Annotated in this window: 15 protein-coding genes; 1 reads left to right on the top strand and 14 read right to left on the bottom strand. The window is 37.2% G+C overall.

From position 1 onward, the window contains the following. The gene (locus ACQ96U_RS04355) at positions 1-6,696 is read right to left on the bottom strand and encodes a calcium-binding protein (protein ID WP_431720008.1); all 6,696 of its coding nucleotides are present in this window, start codon (positions 6,694-6,696) and stop codon (positions 1-3) included. A gap of 290 nt (positions 6,697-6,986) precedes the next feature. On the opposite strand from ACQ96U_RS04355, the gene ACQ96U_RS04360 reads away from it, so the two are divergent. Next, on the top strand, positions 6,987-7,406 hold the full coding sequence (locus ACQ96U_RS04360; protein ID WP_431720009.1) for a VOC family protein: 420 nt from the start codon (positions 6,987-6,989) through the stop codon (positions 7,404-7,406). Here the strand turns inward: ACQ96U_RS04360 and ACQ96U_RS04365 are convergent. The 13 genes from ACQ96U_RS04365 to ACQ96U_RS04425 form a co-directional block, all read right to left on the bottom strand. Beyond that, positions 7,401-8,237, bottom strand: a complete 837-nt coding sequence (locus tag ACQ96U_RS04365; RefSeq protein ID WP_431720010.1) for an HDOD domain-containing protein — start codon at positions 8,235-8,237, stop codon at positions 7,401-7,403. The genes ACQ96U_RS04360 and ACQ96U_RS04365 overlap by 6 nt on opposite strands. 321 nt (positions 8,238-8,558) lie before the next feature. Beyond that, positions 8,559-9,554, bottom strand: coding sequence for a sugar phosphate nucleotidyltransferase (locus tag ACQ96U_RS04370; protein WP_431720011.1), 996 nt, complete (start codon positions 9,552-9,554; stop codon positions 8,559-8,561). A gap of 19 nt (positions 9,555-9,573) precedes the next feature. Continuing rightward, a complete protein-coding gene (locus ACQ96U_RS04375; RefSeq protein WP_431720012.1) occupies positions 9,574-11,046 on the bottom strand; it encodes a WecB/TagA/CpsF family glycosyltransferase in 1,473 nt (490 codons plus the stop codon). Between the two features lie 245 nt (positions 11,047-11,291). Further along, complete coding sequence (locus ACQ96U_RS04380) at positions 11,292-12,326, bottom strand: glycosyltransferase family 2 protein (protein ID WP_431720013.1); 1,035 nt, start codon at positions 12,324-12,326, stop codon at positions 11,292-11,294. 13 nt (positions 12,327-12,339) lie between these two features. Then, complete coding sequence (locus tag ACQ96U_RS04385) at positions 12,340-13,623, bottom strand: lipopolysaccharide biosynthesis protein (protein WP_431720014.1); 1,284 nt, start codon at positions 13,621-13,623, stop codon at positions 12,340-12,342. Continuing rightward, positions 13,623-14,852: a glycosyltransferase family 4 protein gene (locus ACQ96U_RS04390; RefSeq protein ID WP_431720015.1), complete on the bottom strand. Its 1,230-nt coding sequence runs from the start codon at positions 14,850-14,852 to the stop codon at positions 13,623-13,625. Before ACQ96U_RS04390 ends, ACQ96U_RS04385 begins: the two co-directional genes overlap by 1 nt. Positions 14,853-14,866: 14 nt before the next feature. Continuing rightward, the gene (locus ACQ96U_RS04395; protein WP_431720016.1) at positions 14,867-16,153 is read right to left on the bottom strand and encodes an O-antigen ligase domain-containing protein; all 1,287 of its coding nucleotides are present in this window, start codon (positions 16,151-16,153) and stop codon (positions 14,867-14,869) included. After that, the gene (locus ACQ96U_RS04400; RefSeq protein WP_431720017.1) at positions 16,093-17,325 is read right to left on the bottom strand and encodes a hypothetical protein; all 1,233 of its coding nucleotides are present in this window, start codon (positions 17,323-17,325) and stop codon (positions 16,093-16,095) included. Before ACQ96U_RS04400 ends, ACQ96U_RS04395 begins: the two co-directional genes overlap by 61 nt. Positions 17,326-17,558: 233 nt before the next feature. After that, the gene (locus ACQ96U_RS04405) at positions 17,559-18,803 is read right to left on the bottom strand and encodes a polysaccharide biosynthesis/export family protein (protein WP_431720018.1); all 1,245 of its coding nucleotides are present in this window, start codon (positions 18,801-18,803) and stop codon (positions 17,559-17,561) included. Between the two features lie 11 nt (positions 18,804-18,814). Further along, the gene (locus tag ACQ96U_RS04410; protein WP_431720019.1) at positions 18,815-19,156 is read right to left on the bottom strand and encodes an STAS domain-containing protein; all 342 of its coding nucleotides are present in this window, start codon (positions 19,154-19,156) and stop codon (positions 18,815-18,817) included. 255 nt (positions 19,157-19,411) lie between these two features. Continuing rightward, on the bottom strand, positions 19,412-19,879 hold the full coding sequence (locus ACQ96U_RS04415; protein ID WP_431720020.1) for a response regulator transcription factor: 468 nt from the start codon (positions 19,877-19,879) through the stop codon (positions 19,412-19,414). A gap of 327 nt (positions 19,880-20,206) precedes the next feature. Beyond that, positions 20,207-21,721, bottom strand: coding sequence for a sigma-54-dependent transcriptional regulator (locus ACQ96U_RS04420; RefSeq protein ID WP_431720021.1), 1,515 nt, complete (start codon positions 21,719-21,721; stop codon positions 20,207-20,209). A gap of 69 nt (positions 21,722-21,790) precedes the next feature. Next, entirely contained in the window at positions 21,791-24,514 is a 2,724-nt protein-coding gene (locus ACQ96U_RS04425; RefSeq protein ID WP_431720022.1) for a PAS domain S-box protein, read from the bottom strand. Positions 24,515-24,797 lie beyond the last annotated feature (283 nt).

Below are 24,797 nucleotides of genomic sequence, written 5' to 3' on the forward strand. Positions count from 1 at the left end.
TTAACTCAAGCGATTAGACATTGCTGTTGCGGTTAATAAGCTGTTGCTGACACCTCTGTTATTGTGATCATTTGTCAGAGACCCTTCATGTTCAGTGGGCATGCTGCTGATGGCATGTGCAAGTTGGCTGACTTGGTGTTGTTTTCCATAGCGGTCTTCAATAACTGTATTATGTTTAGTTTTAAACCACTCTTTTAAGATAATTGCCTGTTGTACATGAGCTGCATTTTGTAAAATTAGGCTCTGTTCATTACGTTGAACACTGAGGTGTTTTAAGTCCAAATTTTGCCAGTGAATGGTATCCAAGCCACTATCTATTTGTTGATTATTTAGTACCAGTGTTGTATTGATATTATCAAGGGTATATTTATCATTTCCTTGACCTCCATCTATCATATATACGCCATGGTTCAATTTAATATGATCATCGTTATCACTTAATTTGATGATGAGTGGTGATTCATTAAGCGTATTAGATTCACCAAATGCACTGTAATGACTGAATTTTACGTCGCCCTGTTTTCCTGATTGATACCAGGTATAACGGTTTTGTGCTAAGTCCAACCTGTAGTGAGTAGATGAGGCATGTGATAAATCAAGCAGTTGTAGTGTAACTTCTCCTTTGTTATTAATCGTGTAATGTTGTTCTCCTTCAAGTGTTGATTGACTATTGTTGATAACAAGTGCTAAATGCTGGCTATTTTTTAATGCGTGCTTAATGGTTAACTGGGTATTTCCGTACTTGGCATTAATAACATGTGTATTAGCATGGTGAATTTTAAATAAGCTGTTCTGACCAGAAATTAACTGGATAGTATCCATTTGATCATCAGAGGCGCGTGTGTCGATTACAGCATGGCTATCATCGACTGTAATCTGGTATGTATCAGCCCCTTCACCTCCAACGGCTAATCCACCATCCTTACCAAGTACCAGAATATCATCTCCAGCTTCGCCATAGAGCTGATCGACTCCAGCATAACCCACAAGCATATTACTCTGTTGATTCCCTTTTATTATGTCACTTACTTTAGAGCCTTTAACATGGTTAACTTGCTGGCTTAGCATTGATTGAACGGCTTGTTGATCAAATTGTAGGATGTGTTGGCTGAGGTCTACGTGTGTTTGCTCTTTAATGTTGGTATCAGATAACAGCAATGAATCAGCAACAACAGTGGGATTGTCTTCGTGGGTTTCACTGCTTGTTGTAGGATGACCATTTACACTAAAACTATAGTGATTACCGAGTGTGTCCATCAGTGAAATGTGTTGATAAGCACGTCCTTTAAAATAATTTTTGATTGTAGCAAACTGCGTTTTATCTTTTATTTGCGATGCCAAAAATGAGTGAATATCTTTAAATGTAGTAAAGTATTCTGCTTTAGATGAATGTGAGGTGAGTTTATCTACCCAACTTTGTACGTAATGCATTGGTAGATTGTACTCAGTTAACTGCTGCTCGATAATTTTTTGTGCTTTTTGCTTAAATGTTGCTTCTGATGATGTTGATTGTAAAAGTGCTGTTATTTGATGCTGAATTCGTTGTGATATTAACCAACTGGTATTAACTTGTAAAATTAAGTCCTCATTTTTTGCAGATTTTTTTGCAGACACTGTATTGAGATTTGTAATCAGAAAATCTGTTGCTGGATTTGTCGGTAAATCTGCTTGAGGATGCTGTGTGTGATGATCAGCGTGATGTTTAGCTTGAAAATTAATAGTATGTTGCCAGTTATCTGATAAATAACTAATACCCCTATCTCGAAGCGATTTTGCTGAAGCGTAATAGTCGTTGTATAATTCCTGCCAGTTTTTCTGGTAATGATTATCGTAGTTATTAATGATATCTATACTGTTTGCTGTAATGATATCTTGAGTTTGAATAATATAGCTATCATGGCCTTTGCCGCCTTCAAGCAAATCATTGCCTTCGCCACCCGCTAAGTGATCATTACCTTCGTTACCTATTAATTTATCATTACCAGCGAATCCTGTAAGGGTATTGTCTTTGGCATTACCAATAAACCGATCATTGTAGTCTGAGCCTATTAAGTGCTCTATATCTCTAATAATAAATCCATAGGTATGACTTGTTCTTCCTAAACCTTCTGTTAGGTTTATATTAACAGAATAATTTGTGCTCTTAGGGGGGGATGTAAAATAATTTCGTACTGAAAAAGTATCTTCACCTTGACCTCCAATAAATTCAGATCGGCCATTGTCGATATTACCTTCGCCATGGCGCCAATGGAGTAATTCGAAAATATCATTCTTATTACCACCATAAAGATGTTTTCTTCCCCAGCCAGAAACTTGAAAAATATTTCGTCGATTTAAATCGCCTTGTGCCATATCATAACCACTACCTAGCATGATGAGTGTAGTACCATTCGGGTTCAAGTTATCTAAGGCTTTGATCAATGCAGGTTTAGGGGTTTGTCCAAAGACATGGCCCGGTGCATAAGGTGGTTTATGAGCGTTATAGCGAGCCATTTGCTCAGGTGATAATTGATAATAATCATGCCGTCCGGAAATACCACCAATGACTTTGCCATAACTTGTTTCAATATGGCCTTCACTGTACACAAGTTTATCAATACCGTTTTTTTGAAGCTGTTCAAACTGCTTACTCATTTGAGACTGGTAAGCGGCAAAGGTTTGGTTATAGGCAGCTTTATTTTGCACATCTTCAGGCACGGGAAAGCCAAAAAACACAGCAACACCTGTGCGCCACAAGTCGCCTTCACTGATGCCTGCTGAACGCAAGTTTTGAGTGACCCGAACCGCATTATAAATACCTTGTGCGATACTGATTGCTAAACCAATGGCTACCCCAATAGGACCTGCAGTGGCTGATACTAAGGATGCAATACCTGTGATAACAGAAATGATCGTACCAGCCACAGCTAAAGAGCCTGAAACAATAGCATCAATACGCTCATCACCTTGAGTATTTGCCGCTGTTTTGAAAGCATCTACGGCATACCATGTACCAATACCTGCACCCACTAAGTTGGTAAATGCCCCTAATTTTCCAGCAACACTGGATAATCGGCTGGATAAAGATTGAATACGACGACTGTTGGCTAAAACATCCAGAGTAACATCCAATGTATCCATGGATACTGCGATGCCCTCTCGTGAAGCATTGTAAGTATCTCCCTCATGAGCGGCGGTTAATGTTTGATAGAGACCTCCAGGCAACCGGCTTAACTGAAGTCCTAAGTTAAATCGAGATAAATGCCCGGTTAGACGCTGTAGTTTATGTTTTCCATGTTGCTGAGGTGCATAAAATGTTTTGGTATGTTGCTCGATACTTTGTAGATGTTTTAGGGTATTTGATAGCTGATCATTGATGACAGTGAGCTGGATGCTGGCTTGGTCAAGCAGTTGAATAGCATTAAGCCGAGTATTGAGTCGCTGTTGTGTTGTTTCATTACCCGACAGTGTTAATGATGAACTTTCATTATTAGATACGAGTAATGTTTTTGTTAAAGATAATAAGTGATCTGCTTGATCGCCGTTAACCCGCGTTAATAAATGCTCAATGTGTTCAGCATTTAAAGATAAAGAATCATTTTCTAGCAAATTGAGGTTAGTGAGATTGGCCAACTCATTGGCAGAAATTAATTGGTTATTGTAGGTGATACCCAGTTGCCATAAATCAATACGAGATAATTTATGCTCACCAAGAGCAATATGGCCAAATCGTTGATCTGCCAATAATAGAGTTTCCCATTCAGGAATATAGGTCTTCGTCAGTTGTTGTAAAGACGAAATGTGATTTTGTAGTAAACGAGTTGGTTGATAAACATTAAGTTGCCAAGCTTGCTTGTTCAAACCAAGCTCGGATAGCAATGTCTTAAGGGAGGATATTTTAGGGAGTTGCCAGCTTTGAGCTGTAGCTGGGTCATAGACTGCAAGATGATTTTTATATTGAATGATTGCTAGTACTCTGTCGTGAATTGAAAGCTCTAGCAACTGAGAAGAATGATTCGCGGTGTTATTAGCATTATCACGCAGTTGATTGATTAAATGTGAAATTTTTTGTCCATCGGCAAGGACGTTTTTATTGCCTAAAGGTAGTGTCCGGATTATTTCTACAAAGTCGGTTGGTTTTTGATGATCTGGTGAGTGAGATAAGGCCGTTAATTTATTGTGGTTAGCCGCAAAAGTCATTGCTTGAGTTATATTTTCTTTTCCTGCAGCTAAAAATACGTTACTTAGTTCATCACTCGATAAGCCCAACCGGTTTTTAGCATGACTTTCAGCTTCGAGAATGGGGAAAAGTAATTCACTTAGTTCAACTTGATTACGAATACCATGCATAATGGGTCGCAATACATTAGAGCGTAAAATACGCTTGCCTAAACTATTTAATGCGCTGGCAAAAACACTACGAGTATCGTGGCCAAATAAGCTGCTAATACCTTCTTTATGGAAAAAGAGCCCGTATAAAATTTCTTGTGCTGTTGGGGATAGTCGTTCAGGATTTTGTAATTCATTCAGAAATTTTTCCCGCTCAAACATGAGTACACTGGTTTTTTTATGTCCCCAGGAAATACGAAAAAGTGGTCTTATTGGTTCTGCACGAGGACCTCTGACAAGTTCAATCACATGGATGAGGGGGCTGAGTGGGTTTGGAATATTCCAGGGAAGTTTACTTTTTACAGCACTTATTTCGCTAATATAGTCACTTGCATTGACGGTAAGTTTACGACGAACAGCCGTATCATTAATTAAATAGCTAACAATTCGACGCTCTAAATCATGACTAAAACCTAGTTCGTCAGCAAAGGCAAAAAGTTGCTCGACACTTTCAGCTAAAGAGAGTGATTTTGTTTGATAAGGTTGTTCATCATGTAATGCTTTTAAATGATTACTTATTTGATTAAATAAATCCCTCTGTGCTAAACCATGTTGAAGGTTTGTTGTGTTATCTAGCGAGTTTGATTTTGACTTGGCAAGCTTGAGTGCGTGATCAATGAGTTTGATATCATTTGGTGACTGTTCAATTTTATTCAATGCTTCTTTATAAAGTTGTCGATAGTGGTTGCTTCCTTTATCGAATTGCTTATGAAGTTTATTGAATAGCTTTTCAATCGTTAACTCGGGGTTTTTAATGATTTGTCGATATATTTTTTGCCAAACTCGGGCTGGTGCTTGGTCTTTCGCAAAGTGGTATAGATCATTAATACGGCGCAATAATGTCGAGCGTAGTGATTCGTCAGTTTCTGTTTCGCGCGTTAAAATTGCTTTTTCTGTCTCAGAGGGTGTTTCGATCAGATTAAAAGTGCGGTTCATGTATTGCGCCATTGCTTGGCTAAAACCTACACCACCAATGGTTGCGCCAACGCCCGTAAACAGTAAAGCACTTATGCCAATACCATAAGGTCCTCCTAAAATCATGCACAACTGACCGGCTGTGAGCAGTGTACTACCAAATGTATCAACAATATGGGCATTACGTTGATTGCTATAAAAATGATCGATGATTTTGCTGACTTCATTGAATGAGCGATCAGATTTTAGCAGATCATTATTGCGTAACGTATGTAGCCAGTCTTGAATGCTTTTGGTTTCGTGAATGCCAATACCAGCTTTTGCCAAGCCGGCAAGGACCATTTGTGATTGACCAATCACATTAAGACCGTCCCCAATAACGCCCAATGTTTCGCTTAAAGGGAGCGTTGCATTACCTGACAACAGTTGTGTAGTCGCACGACTTTCAAATGCTAGCATACCCCAGTACATTGAACTTAATCCCGACTCTGTAAAGTTTGCAGCAAGTCGGCTTTCAACAAATGATAACCAGCGTTCCTCATGTAAGCTTCTGTATTCTGCTAACTTTTGTAATGTATCCTGTGTTTGAGGTGATTTAGGATCAAAGAGTGTGTTATGGCTTAAGAGCGTTAGTAATTTTTTCAGAGCGTCAGGATAGTTGTCCTGATGACTCTGAGGGGAGAGAATCAGGTTTTTCAATCGATGACGTTCACTGGTGATTAATGTAATAAGCTCATTCAGTTGGATAAGCTGATCATCAATGGGATGTTGGTTATTTTTAGTTAATGCTTGGAATTGTTGAAATAAGGCTTTTTTAAATTGCAGATGTTTTATAATGAGTTCTTGATCTGCGGATAATTGTTGGTTTTCTATAAATTGATGTTTCCATTCAAGCTCGGTTTTTAATGTGGTGATTAATTCTTCTTGTAATTCGGCGAGCTTGCTTTTTAATTCACTGAGCGCTTCACTGGCTTCATTACGCTCTTCCATTGCACCTAACCAGCCTTTGTGAACAACCGCGATAAATCCTGGATATAGACCCGTTGCTTGTACTGCTTGCACTAACTTTCTTGGCAAACCAGAGTTTTCAAGACTTACTGCCAGGTCATCGCCGCCATCAATAACCACAACAGGTCCTGATTCAGTGTTACCAAGGGAATGAAGTGTATGTCCATTACGCCCCCTTAACTTACGAAAAAGCAAGGCTAAATGTTTTGATCGACGACGAATGAAGCCTTTTTCTAAAGACTGCTTGGCATCTGTTAAGCTGATAAAACGCATAGTTTGTGGAAGTGGTCCGCCCTGAACCTTCCATTTAAATCCTGATTCGTCAATTGCAGTAATTGATACATCATAAGTATCAGTCAACCAACGTTGTAACTCTTCAGTTGTGGGTGTTTCCCAAGTCGTCATATCTTACAACTCCATGCTATGACTTTGATACCCTTCATTATGGGTAGAGATTGGACTGATGTTTTATGCCATCAAAAAGCACATAAACTGTTCTGTGATTATGTTGTGACATTAAATTGTGGGCAGTATAAAGTTAAAGATGAGAATGATTTGTATTTAACATTTGTATTTTTGTAACGATTTGCAATTAACCTTTTTCCTCATAAATTTCATATCTGAAAATTACAACATACGTTCAAAAATAATAGTGTTTCATTTTAACCAAGTGAATGAGGGGCAGGTGAGGAGAAATGCAAGAGAAAACAGTTCATGTTAGAGGTATTGATCATATTGTACTTAGGACAGCTCAACCTCAGATAATGATAGACTTTTACTGCCGTATTTTTGGCTGTGTTGTGGAACGGCAGTTAGCTAAATCAGTTGGACTAACACAGTTACGTGCTGGCAATGCATTAATTGATATTGTTGATGTGGATAGTGAATTGGGACGGAGTGGTGGTGGTGCACCGACAGTAACTGAAAGGAATCTCGATCATTTTTGTTTGGTTTTGGAACCTATATCGAATGAACAACTAAAGTATTTTTTAGAGCAAAATGGTCTTACTGTTGGAAACTTTGAGGATCGTTATGGTGCTGAAGGGATAGGCCCATCATTATATATAAAAGACCCTGATGATAATGTGGTTGAGTTAAAGTCTGCTTTATCATAAGCCGAGCTGATCGCGCGTTAATTCCTGTAAGTCATCAAAATCGAGATCTGAAAGGCCCATGTGTGCTAAAATCATCGCTTTATTTCGCTCCCACTCATGATCTGTGGTTTGCCCACCAATGTTTTCATACAGTTTACAAATATGTTCTGCCATTTTTAACAAACAGATAAGGTCATCTTGATCATTACCTTTAAAATAGGCTGACTTATCTGCAACGGGTGTTAAATGATGATGATCGCGAATAATTTCTGCAGTATCATTATTCAGTTGCCATGCTTTTGCGACGTAATAGCCGACAATGCAGTGATTGGTTTGAAAATGAGTATCTTCAAACGCAGTAATGTCATCAACCGATTCATCATAAGCGTCACGACAAATAGTCAGATAATCAGGAAACCGTTGTAACATTAAGGGAATGCCACAATTATGGAATAAACCAATGATATAGGCTTCATCAACGGCAAGAATGTTTAGCTGTCTGGCTAATAAAACCATCGTCAGTGAAACATCTTTAGCACCTTGCCAGAAGTTTTCAAGTGCACGCGCATCTACATGATCAAACGAACGCTTCAGTAATAATCCATTGATAATGTTTGTGACATAGGAGCAGCCTAATAGGAGCACAGCTTGAGGAATAGAGTTTATTTTATTTGCTCTGGTAAAGGCTGGAGAGTTGACTGTTTTGAGTACCATTGAGCCAATACCAGGATCAGTACTGATGACTTCAGCAAATTTATGGATATCATCACCAACGGCTCTGACTTGCTGTATCAACTTAGGTTGTGGTGGGATGAAAATACCGGTTAAATCAATAGGCTTTGCTGGGTCCATAGTCAGAACTACACATAACATCAGAAAATAATATGTTTTAGTTTAGCTAGCAATGTGCAGCAATCAAGTACAGTTATCTATTAGCAAGAAGTCACCAGAGTGATTGTGAAATTTGTTGTTTTATATGGTTATTTTTGTGGTAAGTATATGATATACTTATCTTTATCCATAATTGAGTATAATTTATGGGTGTCTGCTTGTTTGTAGAATGTGATCAACTAATCTGATTTCCTTTTGTATCGTGCTATTTACTGATCATCTCCTGACAACTCTATGTTTTAAACTATTTTTAGAAAGCTGGTTTAATACTATTAATTGTGTTTATGTCTTAATTAAAAATGAGCTAAAGGGTTTAAGTAGTTTAGAAATCATATTGATTATCTTTAAAATATTGGAGCAACCTCTCTCACTTGAGGTGTTCTTGGTAAGAATGAAAGAATCTCTAATCACTGAATTAATTGCAAGATCAACACGGATAACTTTATTTTGAAAAACGATAGCGTTCATAATTTCGACATCAGCTCCTACGTAAGTATCATCTAAAATAATACTATTAATAATTTTTGCTCCTCGGTCTATAAAGCAGTCATTGCCTATTGATACATGTCCAATTAACTGTGCACCTTTATCGATATAACTATGATCACCCACAAATGCTTTACCCCGCATGAGTGAATTGAGTTGGATTAAACTTCTCTTGCCTGTAATGAGATTAAATGACTGTTTGATACCACTGGGTATTAAACTTTTAATATTTGTAGATTCATTTAATACCAGTTGGTGATAAGATGATGGTGAATCAATAAGGAAATTCTCAAGGGTACAGTTGATTGCTTCCGTATTAATTTGTTTAGGGTGTGTCAAAGGCCAGCCAATACAGTCAATAGAGCAATCTTTGGAGTATACTTTAATTAGCCCTAAAAATTTGTTATTTAAGTTTGTATACGCTGTAGATACAACTTCGTTGGATAAATTCCACTCATGTGTTCCTCTAACGATATCTCCTCTTGCAACTATAAAAGGGAAATTTAGGACTTCACTAAGTTCATCTTTAATTTTATCCGGTGAGTCATTTATGTGTTGTTCTATATAGTTAATGTTTAAACTCCACCTCAGACCACTTTGGAAGTGGTTTTTTATAATTTCTTGATTGCTGTTTATCACTAAAAATACTTCTTTAACGTTATTCAGGTTTAACTCTTCTAAACAGTGCTCAAGTACAGGTTTACCTAATACTGGAAGCATGGCTGGACTGCTATATTCATTAAGAGGATTAAGTTCGTTACCATGACGGTTAGCAAAAACAATTGCTTGCATAAAACGGCTCCTTTTATTTTTAGTAAGCACCTTGCCCACTAATAAGACTTGGAATTGTTTGAAAAATTAATTTAATATCTCGCCATAGGCTTTGATGATGGACATAGTCAATATCTAACTCAGCTTGTCGTTTGAAAGAAATTTTTGATCTACCGGCAATAACCCAATCAGAGGTTAAGCCTGGAAGTGTATCTAGTCTTTGACGCTGTAAAAAACTATATTTTTCTATTTCGCTGTATAATGCAGGTCTAGGTCCAACAAGAGACATCTCTCCTTTAAATACATTCCATAGTTGAGGTATTTCATCAAGAGAAAGTTTCCTAATTAGCTTTCCTACTATTGTTACACGAGGGTCATTTTTGACCTTAAATGTAACCCCATCCTGCATTTCATTGCTGCTTTCTAAGTGTGCACGTCGTTCTTCTGCATCTTGATACATTGAGCGAAACTTCCAAAGAAGAAATGGTGAACCACGCAAGCCTGCACGTGTCTGTTTGAAAAAAACGGGACCAGATGATTCTGTTTTAATTGCTACGATAATAAGTAGACATATAGGTGAGAGTACTACTAGCCCAGCTATGGATAATAAAATATCTATGACTCGCTTAACCTTTAAAGGTATTTTCGCTTTAAGTTGCCAATATATTCGTAATAGTTTTGAGCGAATTAAAGATACTACTTGTTTATAAGAGCCAGGTAAGTTTTTATGTGAAGGTTGGGATATACTCAATGACCGCTTTTCTTTCCAGACTCTCCAGAGAAAAAGTGGATTTCCAATTATATAACGTTTCCACATTCTTTTGGGTTCTTGTATCAAACGCCAAATCCACTCAATACCCACTTTACGCATCCAAATAGGCGCTCTTGAAACATTTTGAGCATAAAAGTCAAATAACCCACCAACCGCGATATTTAATGTTGTATTTAACTGATGTTCATATTGGTTAATCCATATTTCCTGTTTAGGAACACCAAACGCGACGAACAGTACATCGGCACCACTTTGGTTAATATGATCAATGATGCTATTCATTTCAGTAGGGTGAAAAAAACCGTGCTGAATTCCAACAATGTTTAATGTTGGAAAGTTTGATTTTATCCAAGCTTCAAGTCTCTCAACTGTGCCAGGTTTTGCTCCGAGTAAGTAAACAGATTTACTCTTTTTAGAGAATAATGAACAAAGATGAGGAAATAAATCAGTGCCATTTAAGTTTTCAGTTAAGTGTTTTCCTAGCATCTTACAGGCATAGCTAACGCCACTTCCATCAGGAAGAACTATAGAAGCTTTTTGTAACGCTTTATTATATTCTGAATTTTTAAAAGCAGTATTTAAGCAATGAGCGTTAATAAAGAAAAGACTGCTTGAGTTGTCTTGTTCTAATATTTTATCAATTATATCTAGAGCGCTTTGACGGTTTATGTTGGCAAAGGGAATACCTAATAAAAAGCTTTTATTAGGACTTTTTGATGTAATCGCTTGGTTAGTGAGCATTAGGCTTATCCTTTGATAACGAAGACTATTTTCTTTCTGGCTTGTTATAGTCGTATCAAAGATTAAGCCAACTTGATTTGTAAAGATTAACTATTTGATTTTTAAAGTATAAAACTGTTTTGTTTTATTTGTTAGAATACTATTTTACAGTGTTTAATATGATTTATAGAGAGTATTTGCATTTTGCAATGCAGCCTGCACTGCAGGCTTATTGGTGAGTATTACAAAAATAAGTGCATTCGATGTTAACTTAAGTCTTGTTGAATTCTTTTTTTCTGCATTAGCCCAATGAGTATACTGGCATGATATTCAATTCTCTTATACAAAAAGGGTAAACATTTCAATAGATAAGCAGCACCTATAGTAGTGATTGTTCTTGTAGGTTCATGAACAATCATAAGTATATGGTTTTTTAAAGCCTGATGAGTCAATTTTACTGCAGCTGAACCATCCTTTAACCTGATGGCTTGTCTTGCTAAATACCTTAGCTGGTATGCACGAGCTATTTTTTCCCATTGACTGGAAAATAAAGGTGCATAATTACGGGTTTTTTCAGCTACTTTTTCCCATGATTCAAGTTGTTTATAGAGTTGAGCAGAAAGGCCTTCTGCATTGAGTCGGTACAGGGTAAGAGGCTCTGGAATTCCCTCAATTTCCCAACATGTCGTTAAAGCAATCCGCAGGAAACATTCAATATCTTCTGAGCGACGAAGGGTAGGATCAAAGTAGCAACGTTCGATAATGTTATCATGGATGTGGTCAAATGCGATAGCATTAAGCGTTTCTCTGCGAATAACAGGGGCTGAGCCATTGCCTACAGGATTCCTGCAAAAAATATAACCAGAATTAATATTTTTCAATTTAGGCATTTGATAACAGTGATTAGGTTTACCATTTGCATCAATAAATGCAGATCGACTGAATGATAAACCAATGTTTGGATTTTCAGTTAAATGTTGAACATGTCGAAGTAATTTATTTGGGTGCCAAAGATCATCTGAGTCTAAAAAGGCAATAAACTTTCCTTGAGAATTTCTTATTCCTGTATTACGTGCTCCTGCAAGACCTCTGTTCTGTGTATGGTGAACAATTTTTATTCTTGGATCCTTGAAACGTTCACAGACTTGAATACTGTTATCTGGAGAACAGTCATTGATGATGATTAACTCAAAATCATTGTAGGTTTGTTTAAGAACGGATGATATAGCATTCGCAACAAATGCTTCTACATTATAAACAGGCATTACGACAGATACAGTTGGTATGCTTGTAGTTGACATCGTTATTTCTCCCTTAAACTTTTTGTGCAAATAACTTCAGATCTGGACAAATTAAGTGGAAACTCCAATAGACAAAGATACAGGAAAAAGCTATCTGTGAAGCGAAAACACCCCATGCAACATGTATTAGGCTAAAATGTGCAGTACAATAGATAGATAAAGTATATACACCTGTAAATAGCGTTTGGGCTTTTGCATCTGTACTCGGTTTATTACATGCCCTGAGAAACTGAGAACAGCACTCACTAAAAAGTCTTGGAATTGCAGAAATGCAAAGAATGGATATTAAAGGTATTGCACCAAAATTTTGCCATTTTTCACCGAAAATGATAGGTACATAAAATGGCGCCAGTAATGCTTGTAATAGAATCAATGGAGAAAATGTTAACACAATACCACGCATACTTGTTAGCATACGTAAAGCTATTGCTTGAAGTTGTCCTTCAAGTTCACATAAATGGGGATAAATAGCATTACATGCTGCTCGTAATAAACCTTGAGATAAACCTAAACCTGCATTAAAAGCAAAATAGTAAATTCCTAACGCTTCAATTCCAAGCAGTCTTCCTATAATAAGATAATCAATATTGTTACGCAGGGCAGTAAGTAAATCGATCCAAATAAGATTTATGCCAAAATTAATAATTGAACGCCATTGGTTAAAATTGGGATTTTTAGTTGGGCGCCAAGAGTGGTTCTTAAGCATTTGCCAAACCCAAATCGGTGCAACGAGTAATTTGGGTAATACTAAAGCCCAAAGACCAAAACCAGCAATAACAAGCATTAGTGTGAGTAATGCATCAATAACTGACTGTAATATCTCGACATGGGCAATAACGCTGAGTCGATTTTCTCTAATGATAAGGGCTGCTTGAAGTGTCCCTAGTGGTAAAAATAAGTATGTAATGGATAACACAATAATAGGTAAAATTAAATTTCCATTATCATAAAACCAGGAAATTGGCCAAGCGAGAATGAATTGTAAAATCATTAGAAAAATACATAGAATCCAGTTTAACCAATAACCTGTGTTGCATAATATGGGTAATTCAGACTCTTTTGCCTGGATGAGTTTTCCTGATATACCACCATGAGAAAGTACATGTACCATCTCATTTATTGATAATACCAGTGCGACTAAACCATATACTTCTGGTGCTAAAATGCGGGCTACTATAATAGTACAAATAACTCTTAAAAGTCGGCTACCAAACTGAGCATAAAGCATCCAAAGTAGGTTTTGATTTAGCCGTTTTTTAAGCAGTTTGGCTAAATTGTTTCTTAACAATGTAACCATCAGCTTGACACCTTAATTTTTGTATGATTTTTCAGAGTTGTGTGATATACCTGTGCCATTTTTTCAGCCAGCGTTGTCCATGAGAAATTTTTTTGAACTCGGATATTGCCTGCTTCACCAAGCCGTAATCTTAATTCAGGATTTTTAAGTAACTCAATAATTGCTTTTGCAATTGAATCGCACTTCGGAACTACCAGAAGGCCATCTTTTCTATCATTGATAACAGTTCGCATCACTTCTATATTTGCTGCAATTACAGGTTTTGCATAGTGCCATGCTTCTAAATAAATGACGCCAAGACTTTCTTGGGTAGAAGGTACACAAAGTAAATCACAAGCTGCTAATGCAGAACATTTTTCATTTTCACTTACATCTTGAATACGCATGAATCTTGAATCATTAAAACTTTTAAAAAAAAGTACTGATGTTTCTGTTTGTGGACCCATAAATATAAATCGAGCCTCAGGATATTCTTTCCAAACATATTTAGCTGCATTAGCCAGTTGCTGGTATCCTTTTGTTTCAACATGGCGTCCTAAAAAGAGAATCATGGGAGCTTGGTCAATCCCTTTGCTTTTTCTAAAATGAGTGGGATCTGGATCATTAACCAGCAATGGTCCTACTGGACAAATGTGTGTTTTTGCTGGGTGGGCTCCTCGTTGGATAAGCCATTCCCGTTCATAACTTGTCATGGCGATGATAGCATCTGATTGGCGGTAAATTTGACGAAATCGTGGTGACGACCATCCTTTGCCTTCAGGTGCATGGGTATGAGTAAGTGGTGTGAAGATATAGGGAATACCACGCGCTTTAGCAACTTTTAAAGCTTGCTCTGCTACACAGGTCATTCCATTGTAAACAACATGAATAAGGTCTTTTTCCGTACTTAATTGCATTAAGGCATTGTGACTTACATTAGAGAAAAAATGATCAAAAATAGGCCTGACTATACGTGTTTTAGGATGTATTGATGCTAGTGCTTTCAAAAGTGGTCTTTGCCAATTAGTGGGTGCCACTTGATGAACTTGTATTTGATGGTCAGTATATACTGCATTTTTCGCATTAGCACACGCTTGTTCATTAGGTAAAGTGCTGCAGCTATTGTGATTTAATACAGTGATTTCAGCATATGGTGTAAGGTTTTGTGCAAGTTCTCTTGTATGAAGTTCTGAACCACCTACAGCGGGCCAATAGCGTGGTATACATATAAGGGTTCTAAGTTTTTTCATTACAGTACCTTATATTATGAACTGACGACTGATGGAGTTGGAGTAGAGGCATACTTTAATTGTTGTGTTTTAGTATGTGCCTGACCGATGCTTAAAAGAGCAGGCCAAATTAGATAAGCAAGAATCTCTAGGTTTTCCCCAAAGGTGTAGAGCATTAAAATAGCTGATGAGGCAAATCCGGTTTGAATCATAGGGTGTTTAAGGGCTTGCCAACCTAAACTTATGAGAGAAAAAACCAGAGGAATTGCTAAGGAAAAAAAACCAACAATACCTTTAACAAAAAGTAAACCATACCAGCTGTGGTGGCTGCCAATTGGCATGTATTCAACTAAATGTGGTCCTCGTTCGACAATGCCATGTCCCCAAATAGGCGCTTCACTTTGCCAGCGTTGCACTGCAATATTTGCAAGTGTTGCCCTAACACGCGTTGAATCAGCTCTTGCACCTTTAAATGATTCCCAGAAGTTTAATGCTAACTCTATTATCGTTGCTCCAGATATGGCAAATACCAGCGAAAAAAATGCACCAAATAATGCACAATAAAGACTAAAGACTACCCGAAGAAATATTGGGAGGCATGCAATACAAATTAAAGTCACTGCGGCTAAACGTGATTGTGACATTAAAATCATTAGTATACTGGCACTAATACCAATAAATCGCCATTTTTTATTTTTTTCTTGAAGTGCAAAGAGGAAAAAAATATTTGCGACAAATCCAAGTGCGGGTGCCCATGGAGTGAATAGGCGCCAGCGGGGCAAGCCGCTTCCTGGATCAACTTCGTAGAGTGATACCGCGAAAAATTCTGGACCTGGTCCTCCAATAACTTTTAGGGGAGAGACATAAGGAGTATCTGGTAGACCTACTACCCAAGAGCCAATAAAAACTGGACATAAAATTAATGTATGTAGGCATACTTTCATTGCGGCACGGTAAATTAACTCAGGACGAATAGGTAACATACCTGCAAGAATAAACAGCGCAAGTAATGCCCAGCCTTTAGCCCAGCCAATAGATGATTTTATTAACTTTCCTGTGCCCAGTTGCCAATCAAGATGTCCTACAATTAATGCTATTAACATGGTGAGCATACCCAAAATCCATAATGTAATACCAAGCGGTATCTGGTAATTTCTGTTTGGTGATATCCATTGACGGAAGAACAGAAAAAAAAGTATCCAGGCAACCACTGGCCCACTAATATAAAGTGCACCAGTAAAATAGAGAGGGTAAGTCGCTGTTAAGGCAAACCAGACGACCCGCTCTGCAGTATTTTCTGGAGTAATCGTTTGCGTATCCATAGCGTTAGTAATCCGAAAATAATAAACAGTGTTGCAGCTATTCCGCCCAGTAATGCTAGCTTAATGTGTAATTTATCTGGACCTTCAGGTAAGGTTGGTGCGGCTAAAATCTGTATTAAGGGATAGGATGCGAAACGGTCAACTTTACCAATATCTTGTTTGGCAAGCGCTGTAGAAAAAACAGTTGTAGCGACTTGTTGTTTCCGTGATAACTCTTCAAGTTTAATTGCATCAGCAGCACCATTTTCAATTCTCTTTTTTAATCCATTAATATTTATATGGAGCTGAGTTAGTTGCTTATTTACTCCGGCGGCTTCAGCCATAAACTGAGCAAGTTTTTCCAGTAATACGGCTTTAATATCACCACTGCCAAGCTCAATTAACTGGCTTGTTGATAAATTTTTGTTTTCAGTAAGTTGCTTGCCTCTTTCCGTGATTGCTAAGTTAATGGAGTGAAGCGTTGCTTGCAATTGGTTTAGTTTTGGATGATTACTGCCCCAGGTAGCTTTTGTGACATCAATTTGAACTTTCAACTCTGCTTGGCGACTTAACTGTGCTTGAAACAATGAATCATTTCTAAGAGTGATGGCATAGCTAACTTCCTCTGGTTGAAGTCTTACACTGGCCAGTAAGTGTTGTATTTGACCCTGAAGAAACCGTTCCCTTGCTTTTAGGTTTTGCTCTGTAGAAACATCATGCTCCATTTGCGTTATTAATTGTTCAAACTGGCTTACAGAAATGATACTGTTATGGCTCTGGTAATTAAGTTTTTCTAATTGGGTTTGTTGTAGTTTGCTTCCAAAGTCTTCTATTGATGACAAGCTTGAGTCAGTGATACGTGTTACTTCATCATTTCGTAAAATATCGAGTTGATCCTGAAGTGCTTGATAAATAGCAAGCGACTTATCTCGAGCTTGTTCAGGCGAACTGCCATTTACTTTAAATTGCATTAATGAGGTTTGATCTATTAGTTTGATGCGAGGTTTGCCAAATTCTTCTAAAGGAATAGCGATCTTAGCAGCTGCTTTAGATAGCACTGTTTTACTTGTTACAATTTCTCGATAATTAACGAGAGGATCTATCGATGTATTGGTAAAAGGGGAAGCAATATTTGCAGTAGCTTGGCCAAGGCTATCAAGGTTTACTGCATGACCACTGCCTGTTCCTGGCATAATCAGTGTCCATTCACTGGTAAATTTAGGGGAAGCGAATGCTAAAAATAGGGAAATTGGTAACCAAATTAACGACAAACTTAATAATAAGATTGATGAGTAAAGAACTAGGCGTTTTTTGGGTGAGAGACTAGACCCAAATACAATTGCTTTATATAAGAACCCATGGGAGCTTACGGATTCCGTAGGAATCTGTCTGGCGTTATCAGTATTTAGCTTATAGACAGACTGGTTCATAATTTAAATAATGAAATTGGAAGTAAAATGTCTAAAATGGCTCGGCCAATATCACGAAAGTTGGTAAGTGATGAGTCATAGCAAACAATATTGTCGTTGGGCATTAGGTAAGGATTAATGTCAAGACGCTCTGGGTTCTGTAATAGTCCTTCAATTTCTCGCTCAATGGTTATTGGTAGTTGTGTTGTGGGTGACTGAGTAACTAAAATTGCATACCGGTCACTATTTGTTGCACCTGTTCCTCCAGCACAATTACCAGATACAGCTGCATGTAGTAATCTGGACCCGTAGGGCAGACTGGTGGCGTCTTTAGAGATGGCAGAGTTTGCATTGCTTGCTGCAGGTACAGAAAGGTTGGAAATATATACTCTTATTCCCGGAGGAGTGATAGCTGTGGGTTGCATTAAGGCTTGCTGGGGTGCCCCTGCATCAGGAACAAAAAGCTGATCCCCATCCATTAAGGGGATTTGAGTTGCAGAATATCCTAACACTAAACCCGAGAGATCAACGACATAAGTCGTCTTGCCTCTCGTTAACTCGATGTGGCTAATATCTGCATTTGGTCTAACACCTCCTGCGGCCTTTAATGCATTTGGTAGCATACGATTAATGGGTAAATTACCACTGAGTTGTGGTTGGACTTGATTTGTTTCCTCAATTGAACGTTGGTTTACTGTATGAAGGCCGGGTTGAAAGACTGCACCTGAAACGTAAACGTTAGCCGGAGCCCACTGAACAAGTGTCATAGAGATTTGAGCCATACCCTGACGAAAAAATTTATTAGCCACGAGGGCTCGATTGACTTTTAATTCCAGCTCAGAAAGTGATAAGCCTGAAGCTTTGATAAGAGGTAAGTAAGGAAATTTTATTTGGCCATCAATGCCTACTTCATAAATTCCATTAAGTAGCTTATCTTCGCTGCTTAACTCTTGAAGCTGTGAGTCACTGAGTGAAAAAAGTCGAATGCGATCCCCTGGTGAAAGGGGAGGGCGAGCTGGTGGTGGCGTAGTAGTCTTTGTTGTATGCGACACTATTTGTGTATGAGGGTTATTAAGCGCCTCATAAGAGGCAGGATCAACATAGTCAGTGCTAGATAAATGACTATTTTTAAGCTTTTTATACCATTGTTGTTCATTATTTTGACTTGGTGACAATGGTGTAGAGCAGCCAGAAATGAGTAAAATTATGAGCAATAATTTCAGTATCGTGTTGCCAGATTGCTGATCCTGATTTGAGTACATGGCTTTATTCCTTAAGCTTCCTGCATCCTTATCACCGCGTTTGTTTTATCTTGGTAAATTTCAAACAATTGTTGCTGTTGAGTTAAATCAATTAAAATTTGTACATGACAAGTTGGAGTTAATAGGGCCATTTTACCACCGACTTTGGCAAGGTAGTGATGAGTAGTAACTAGGACACTTAAGCCTCGTAAGTCAATATCAGTAAGTATAGATAAATCAAGTATAAGTTTTTGATGGCCTGCTTTAATTAATTTTTTTAAAGCAAGATTAATTTCTTTTGCATTAGATGTGACAAGTTGCTCAGAAAGTAGTACTACACTGATTTTATTATGCTGAGAGACAAGTAGACACATGTAAGCATTCTCCAAATTTAAAAGGGGTAAATAACTATTGACTCGTTTATTCCTTTTTCAATAGCGTACAAGTTGATTATTGAGTGAATATCAAAAAATGTGCCAGGCTGATAGTGCTGAAAATTATTCAATATTGTTTGGTTGGGGAAGAGGTTGTGCTGTTTTTATTGCAAATTGCAATGTAATTATTTTTGGTTTTGCAATTTGCAACGCATTATTGAAATAAAGGTAAAGACCTCTAAATATTAAAGTCTATTAAATAGTGTTAGATCGTAATTGCTCTATCATTTCAACGACTCTGGAACCTGCTTGTACACGTGCTCTTAACTCATCTTTTAAAAAAGGCTTACGTATAAAGTCATCAGCACCTTGATCAAGGGCTGCAATAGTATCAGAGGCACTACCTTGGCCTGTAAGCATAATGAAATAGGGATGTATTGGATGATATAAGTTCAAGTAATTTAGCAAATCTAATCCATTCATTTTTGGCATGCGCCAATCACAGATTATGATACCTATAGGTGTATCCTCTAAGATTGTTAAAGCTTCCTGTCCATTCCTGGCGGTATGAGTTGAATAGCCTTCCTTTGATAGAATTATTTCCAATCTGGCTCTCTCAGGAGCAACATCTTCAACAATTAAAATTTGTTGTGATAAATCGAGAGATTCAATTTGGTGTTGTAGTTTTATTTCCATGGTATGTCTATTATTGTGCATACTCATTAATAAGTCCTTACCAATGTAGTTTCAAATTGAATATCGAAATGTAGTAGGCTTTAAGTGGATAAAGGATACGTCTCTACTACAAGTAACAGGAAGGTAGTCAGCACTTTTTAGGCCAACGATGCTTTTCACCTATCATAAAGAAAAAAAGGTTGATATTTGCGTGTTTAACGAGCACTCCTAAAAAGCTTTGTTAAGGATATATGTGAATCCCTATCAGGAAAGAATGTCAGTGATGTGTAATAGAACAGAATTAAATTGCAATGCAATTTACATTGCAGTTTATTAACTTTTTTTGATGGGAATAATATATTTTTTAAATTAAAATTAAGTGTTAGACGATTTTTTTTTATCCCAATGTTGTTTTTTACGGTAAATAGTTGAAGGACTGACTTCAAGAAATGCAGCTGCACGAGGTATGTTCCCATCACACTTTGAGATGGCTCTTTCAATTATTCGCTTTTCTTCTATCCATAAAGGAAGTATTGGCTGGGTCTTATCATGAAAAGTATACTCTGATGTGGGTTTAGAATGGTCTATTTCACTGTTATGGGGGGGAACTATTTTTTGTAGACATTCTTTATCATTGCTGTCATTTAATAGAGACTCATTTTTTTCTATTGAGCTAATATTGCGTTGATATACAAATTTTTCATAATTTTGACGTGCATTAAACGGTGATGGCAACATATCTATTGTAATAACTTCACCTTTATTTAACACAACTGTATTTCTAACAACATTACTTAACTCTCTAACATTACCAGGCCAATTATACTCAAGAAATAGTTGTTCGACTTCATTTGACAGGGCTGAAAAGGACTTTCCTTCTTCCTTGTTATATTGACTAAGGAATGATTTAGCAATTAACAGACAATCTTTGCCTCTTTCTCTTAGCGGTGGCATATGGATAGGAATAACATGTAATCTATAGTAGAGATCTTCACGAAAACGTCCCTCTCGAACTTCCACGAGAGGATCTCTATTGGTAGCACATATGAATCGTACATCTACCCTAATTTCTCGATTACTGCCTACAGGCTGGAATGTGCCAGATTGAACAAATCTGAGTAGCTTGCTTTGTAGATCTAAAGGCATTTCTCCTATTTCATCCAGGAATAATGTGCCTCCAGTAGCTCTGGATGCTGCTCCCTCTCGTGCGGTAATGGCTCCAGTAAACGCTCCCTTGACGTGACCAAAAATTTCGCTTTCGAGTAAATCTCTGGGTATTGCTGCACAGTTTAATGGGATAAAAGGCTTTGCAGAACGATCGCTTTCTAGGTGAGCTGCTTCTGCACATAGTTCCTTACCAGTACCGCTCTCTCCGGTAATGAAAATAGTAGCTTGGCTGGAAGCGGCACTCTCGATAATTCGATAAATATTTTGCATGACTAGAGATTCACCAATAAATTGGTGAAATTGGTTTCGATTACAGTTTTTTTCGTATTCATGCAGAATATCAGTTAATCTTCTTTCTTTAAGAACGTTATTGATGGTGACAATGAGTCTGGTACGATCAAAGGGCTTAGTTAGAAAGTCATTAGCACCTAGGCGCATTGCATCAACGGCTAAGTCAATAGAACTGTGTGCTGTCATCAAGATGATCGTTATGCTACTGTCTTTTTTTCTTATGGATTTTAAAATATCTAACCCTGAAATATCGGGTAACTGGACATCAAGTAATATGACATCAAAATGTGCCTCTTTGACGGCGGATAAAGCATTTTTACCTGAATGTACAACACTTACTTGAAACTCATTTTCTAAATAGTGGCAGTAAACTTGAGCTGTTGATGTACTATCTTCAACAATCAGAACATGATATCTGTTTTCTTTTTCCATATTCGCGCTAAATTTTAGTTTATTAGTTAATGTGTAGTCTTTGTTTTGATTAATAATGAAAACGATGGATCATTGTTTTTTCTTTAAGTAGTCTTGATAGTTGTCTCGTGTGGCTAATAAAGTAGATTGAAATTCGGCCGCTATGGTATTAACTAAAGATGTATCATAGTCTTTAGCTGCATACTCAAGTTGCATCGCAAGCCGTTGTAATTTGGATGCTCCAAAAGTTCCGCTGCAGCTTTTTAATGCATGAGCTTCTTCACGTAAAACATCAAAATCTTTAACATCAACTGCTAAATCGATAGATTCATACCGAGTATCTAACTCAGTGATGAACATATTGAGTAGAGGAACTAGTGATTCTTGTGAAGTATCCTTGATAAGCTGATTCAATATTGACTGCTCCAGAAGGGGTTCGTTATTTCTGTCTTCTAGTTGTTCTAGAGCGTCTGGCAGTTTATTTTGTGAGCTATTATTTGAATGACATCGTTTGATCGCTTTAAGTAAATTATCTACATCAAAGGGTTTACTCACAAAGTCATTCATACCTAATTGAAGGCACTTTTCAATTTCATTTCTTTCAGCATTTGCAGTCAAAGCAATTATTGGTGTTTCCGCGTTAGGACCTTTACTATATCGAATGGCTTTTGTTGCTTCATAGCCATTCATTTTAGGCATACGGATATCCATTAGTATCACATCAAAAATATCTTGCATTGCAATATATAATGCTTCTTCTCCATCGTTTGCTGTTTTAACATCGAATCCACGACTTCTCAGCATTTCACCTGCAACAAGTCGATTGGCTGCGACATCTTCTACTAATAATAAATGACCCGCATTACATTGATCTGTATAGTCAGTCGGTGATTCAGTTTCTTCTTTAGTAATTGCCATGTTTTTAAAAATTAAATTTAGAGAAAGCGGTTTTGGAACTCGTTTAAATGAAGAAAATGGAGGGTTTAATTCCGCCCAATCAGTACAAACACAGAAACTGTGATCGCTATTATGGGGTAGCCATTCTAAGTTAGCGTTTTTTTGATTATCTTGAAAAAGTAGGCCAGGCGTTCGCTCGTCTACAATTAATATGCAGTGATCAAGACAAATATCATTAATCATTATAGCTTGGTGTAACTCTTTAAGAGATGAGAAACTAAAGTATTGATTTCCTATTTGCTTCAGTTGCTCTGCAAGTTCTTTGCGTAACTCATTATTTGGCGTTATAAATATAATTTTTTTAAGTGAAAAGTTATATTTATTAATATCACACGTTTCAATCGTGACTGGAATTATAAAGCTAAAGCAACTTCCTTTATACAATTCACTGGTAACGTAAATATTTCCATTTAATAGTTCCACTAATTTTCTTGCAATAGTTAGCCCCAACCCTGTGCCACCGTAGCGACTGTCTATAGTAGCATCTACTTGCTCAAACTCATTAAACACACTGGGTAGGTGTTCACCAGGAATACCTACACCTGTGTCGAAAACGGACACCCTTATTGCTGTTTTTCCTGAGTTTAATGTTATAGGTAGGACGGTAACTGATACAACCCCTTTTTTTGTAAATTTAATAGCATTATCGACTAATACGTTTAAAATTTGACGGAATCTAACAGGGTCTGTTGTTATTTGATTTATGGCAAGATCTACAAAATATAATAAGTCAACATCACTGGATTCTAAACGTGCCTGGGCACTGTTTAATACATCTTCTATGAGTGAAAATAAGTTTGTCTTATCGGATATGATAGACAAGTGACCTGCTTCAATTTTAGAGAAGTCAAGAACTTCATTAATCACGGCAAGTAAAGCATGTCCACTGGTTTTTGCTGTTTGTAATAGCCGTAAATGACTAGGGTCTTTTAAACGTTCTGCTATTAAGTTAACTGAACAAAGTACAGCATTAAGTGGAGAGCGGATTTCATGACTCATATGTGAAAGAAAGCGTGATTTTGCTTGAGAAGCTTCTTCTGCGGCATCGCGTGTGGCAATTAGTTCAGCTTCAGCATGTTTTCTATCACTGATATCCCTTATGAAAGCTGTAGCTAATCGCTCTCCATCAATTTCTGTTGCTACTAACGCTAATTCAACAGGAAACCGTTCACCACTTTTGTTTATTGCTTCGATCTCAACTCTGTTTCCAATTAATGGTCCTTTTCCTTCTTTTTTAAATCGAAGCATACCATTGCGATGAGATTCCCGCATTTCTTCTGGAATAAAGAAATTTTCCATCAGTTGTCCAGTAATTTCTTCACGTTTCCAACCAAATAGTTGTTCCGCTGCAGTATTATACTCTTGTACATAACCATCCATATTAACGGTCACCATAGCATCAAGGCAGGCATCTGTTACCATTGACTTTATTTTTTCAGAGCGATGTACTTTGCTTTCCAGTTTCTTCTTTGCAGTGATATCACGTAATAAAAGAACAGCATATTTGTCACTCTTTAGTTTTACTTCAGAAACTGATAAGTCGAGTATAATAGGACTGCCATCCTTACGAATACCGTTAATTTCATGTGCAGTGTTAATATCTAAGTTGTTAGTAAATAAATACTGGAAGTTAGTGGGTGTTAGCTCAGGAAGGAGACAAGTAAGATTGGAACCTATAAGTTCTCCAGATGAGTAGCCAAATAGTTTTTCCCCAATAGCATTTATATCTACAATAGTGCCTTCAATATTAATGGTAATAACACTCTCAATGATAGAGTTTAATATGGCGTGTAAATATTCTTCTTTCTGAAAAATATTATGTTTTTTTTGCTCTGGGTTAACATGTTTATATGTCATATAACAAGGGACCAGGTTTTAGGTTATTTGACTCGTTCTGATGAAAAGTTTAGGGTGTCTATTTTTCTGTCAATATATTGTTATCAAGTAAGTCTAGATGTGTCATCTAATAACAGCCAAGTATAATACATGCACGGATTAAGCTTTTCTTATTGTGTAAGTATGGATATGCGGAAAATGATAAATACAGTTAAGGTGAACATTAGTTATCGTTATATACACGTAACTAAACTGGTATAAAGTGATTTATTTCAAGAGAATAGATGAAAGGTAATAAAAATGT

Origin of the sequence: Zooshikella sp. RANM57, from assembly GCF_050749885.1 — a bacterium.
Classification (GTDB): domain Bacteria; phylum Pseudomonadota; class Gammaproteobacteria; order Pseudomonadales; family Zooshikellaceae; genus Zooshikella.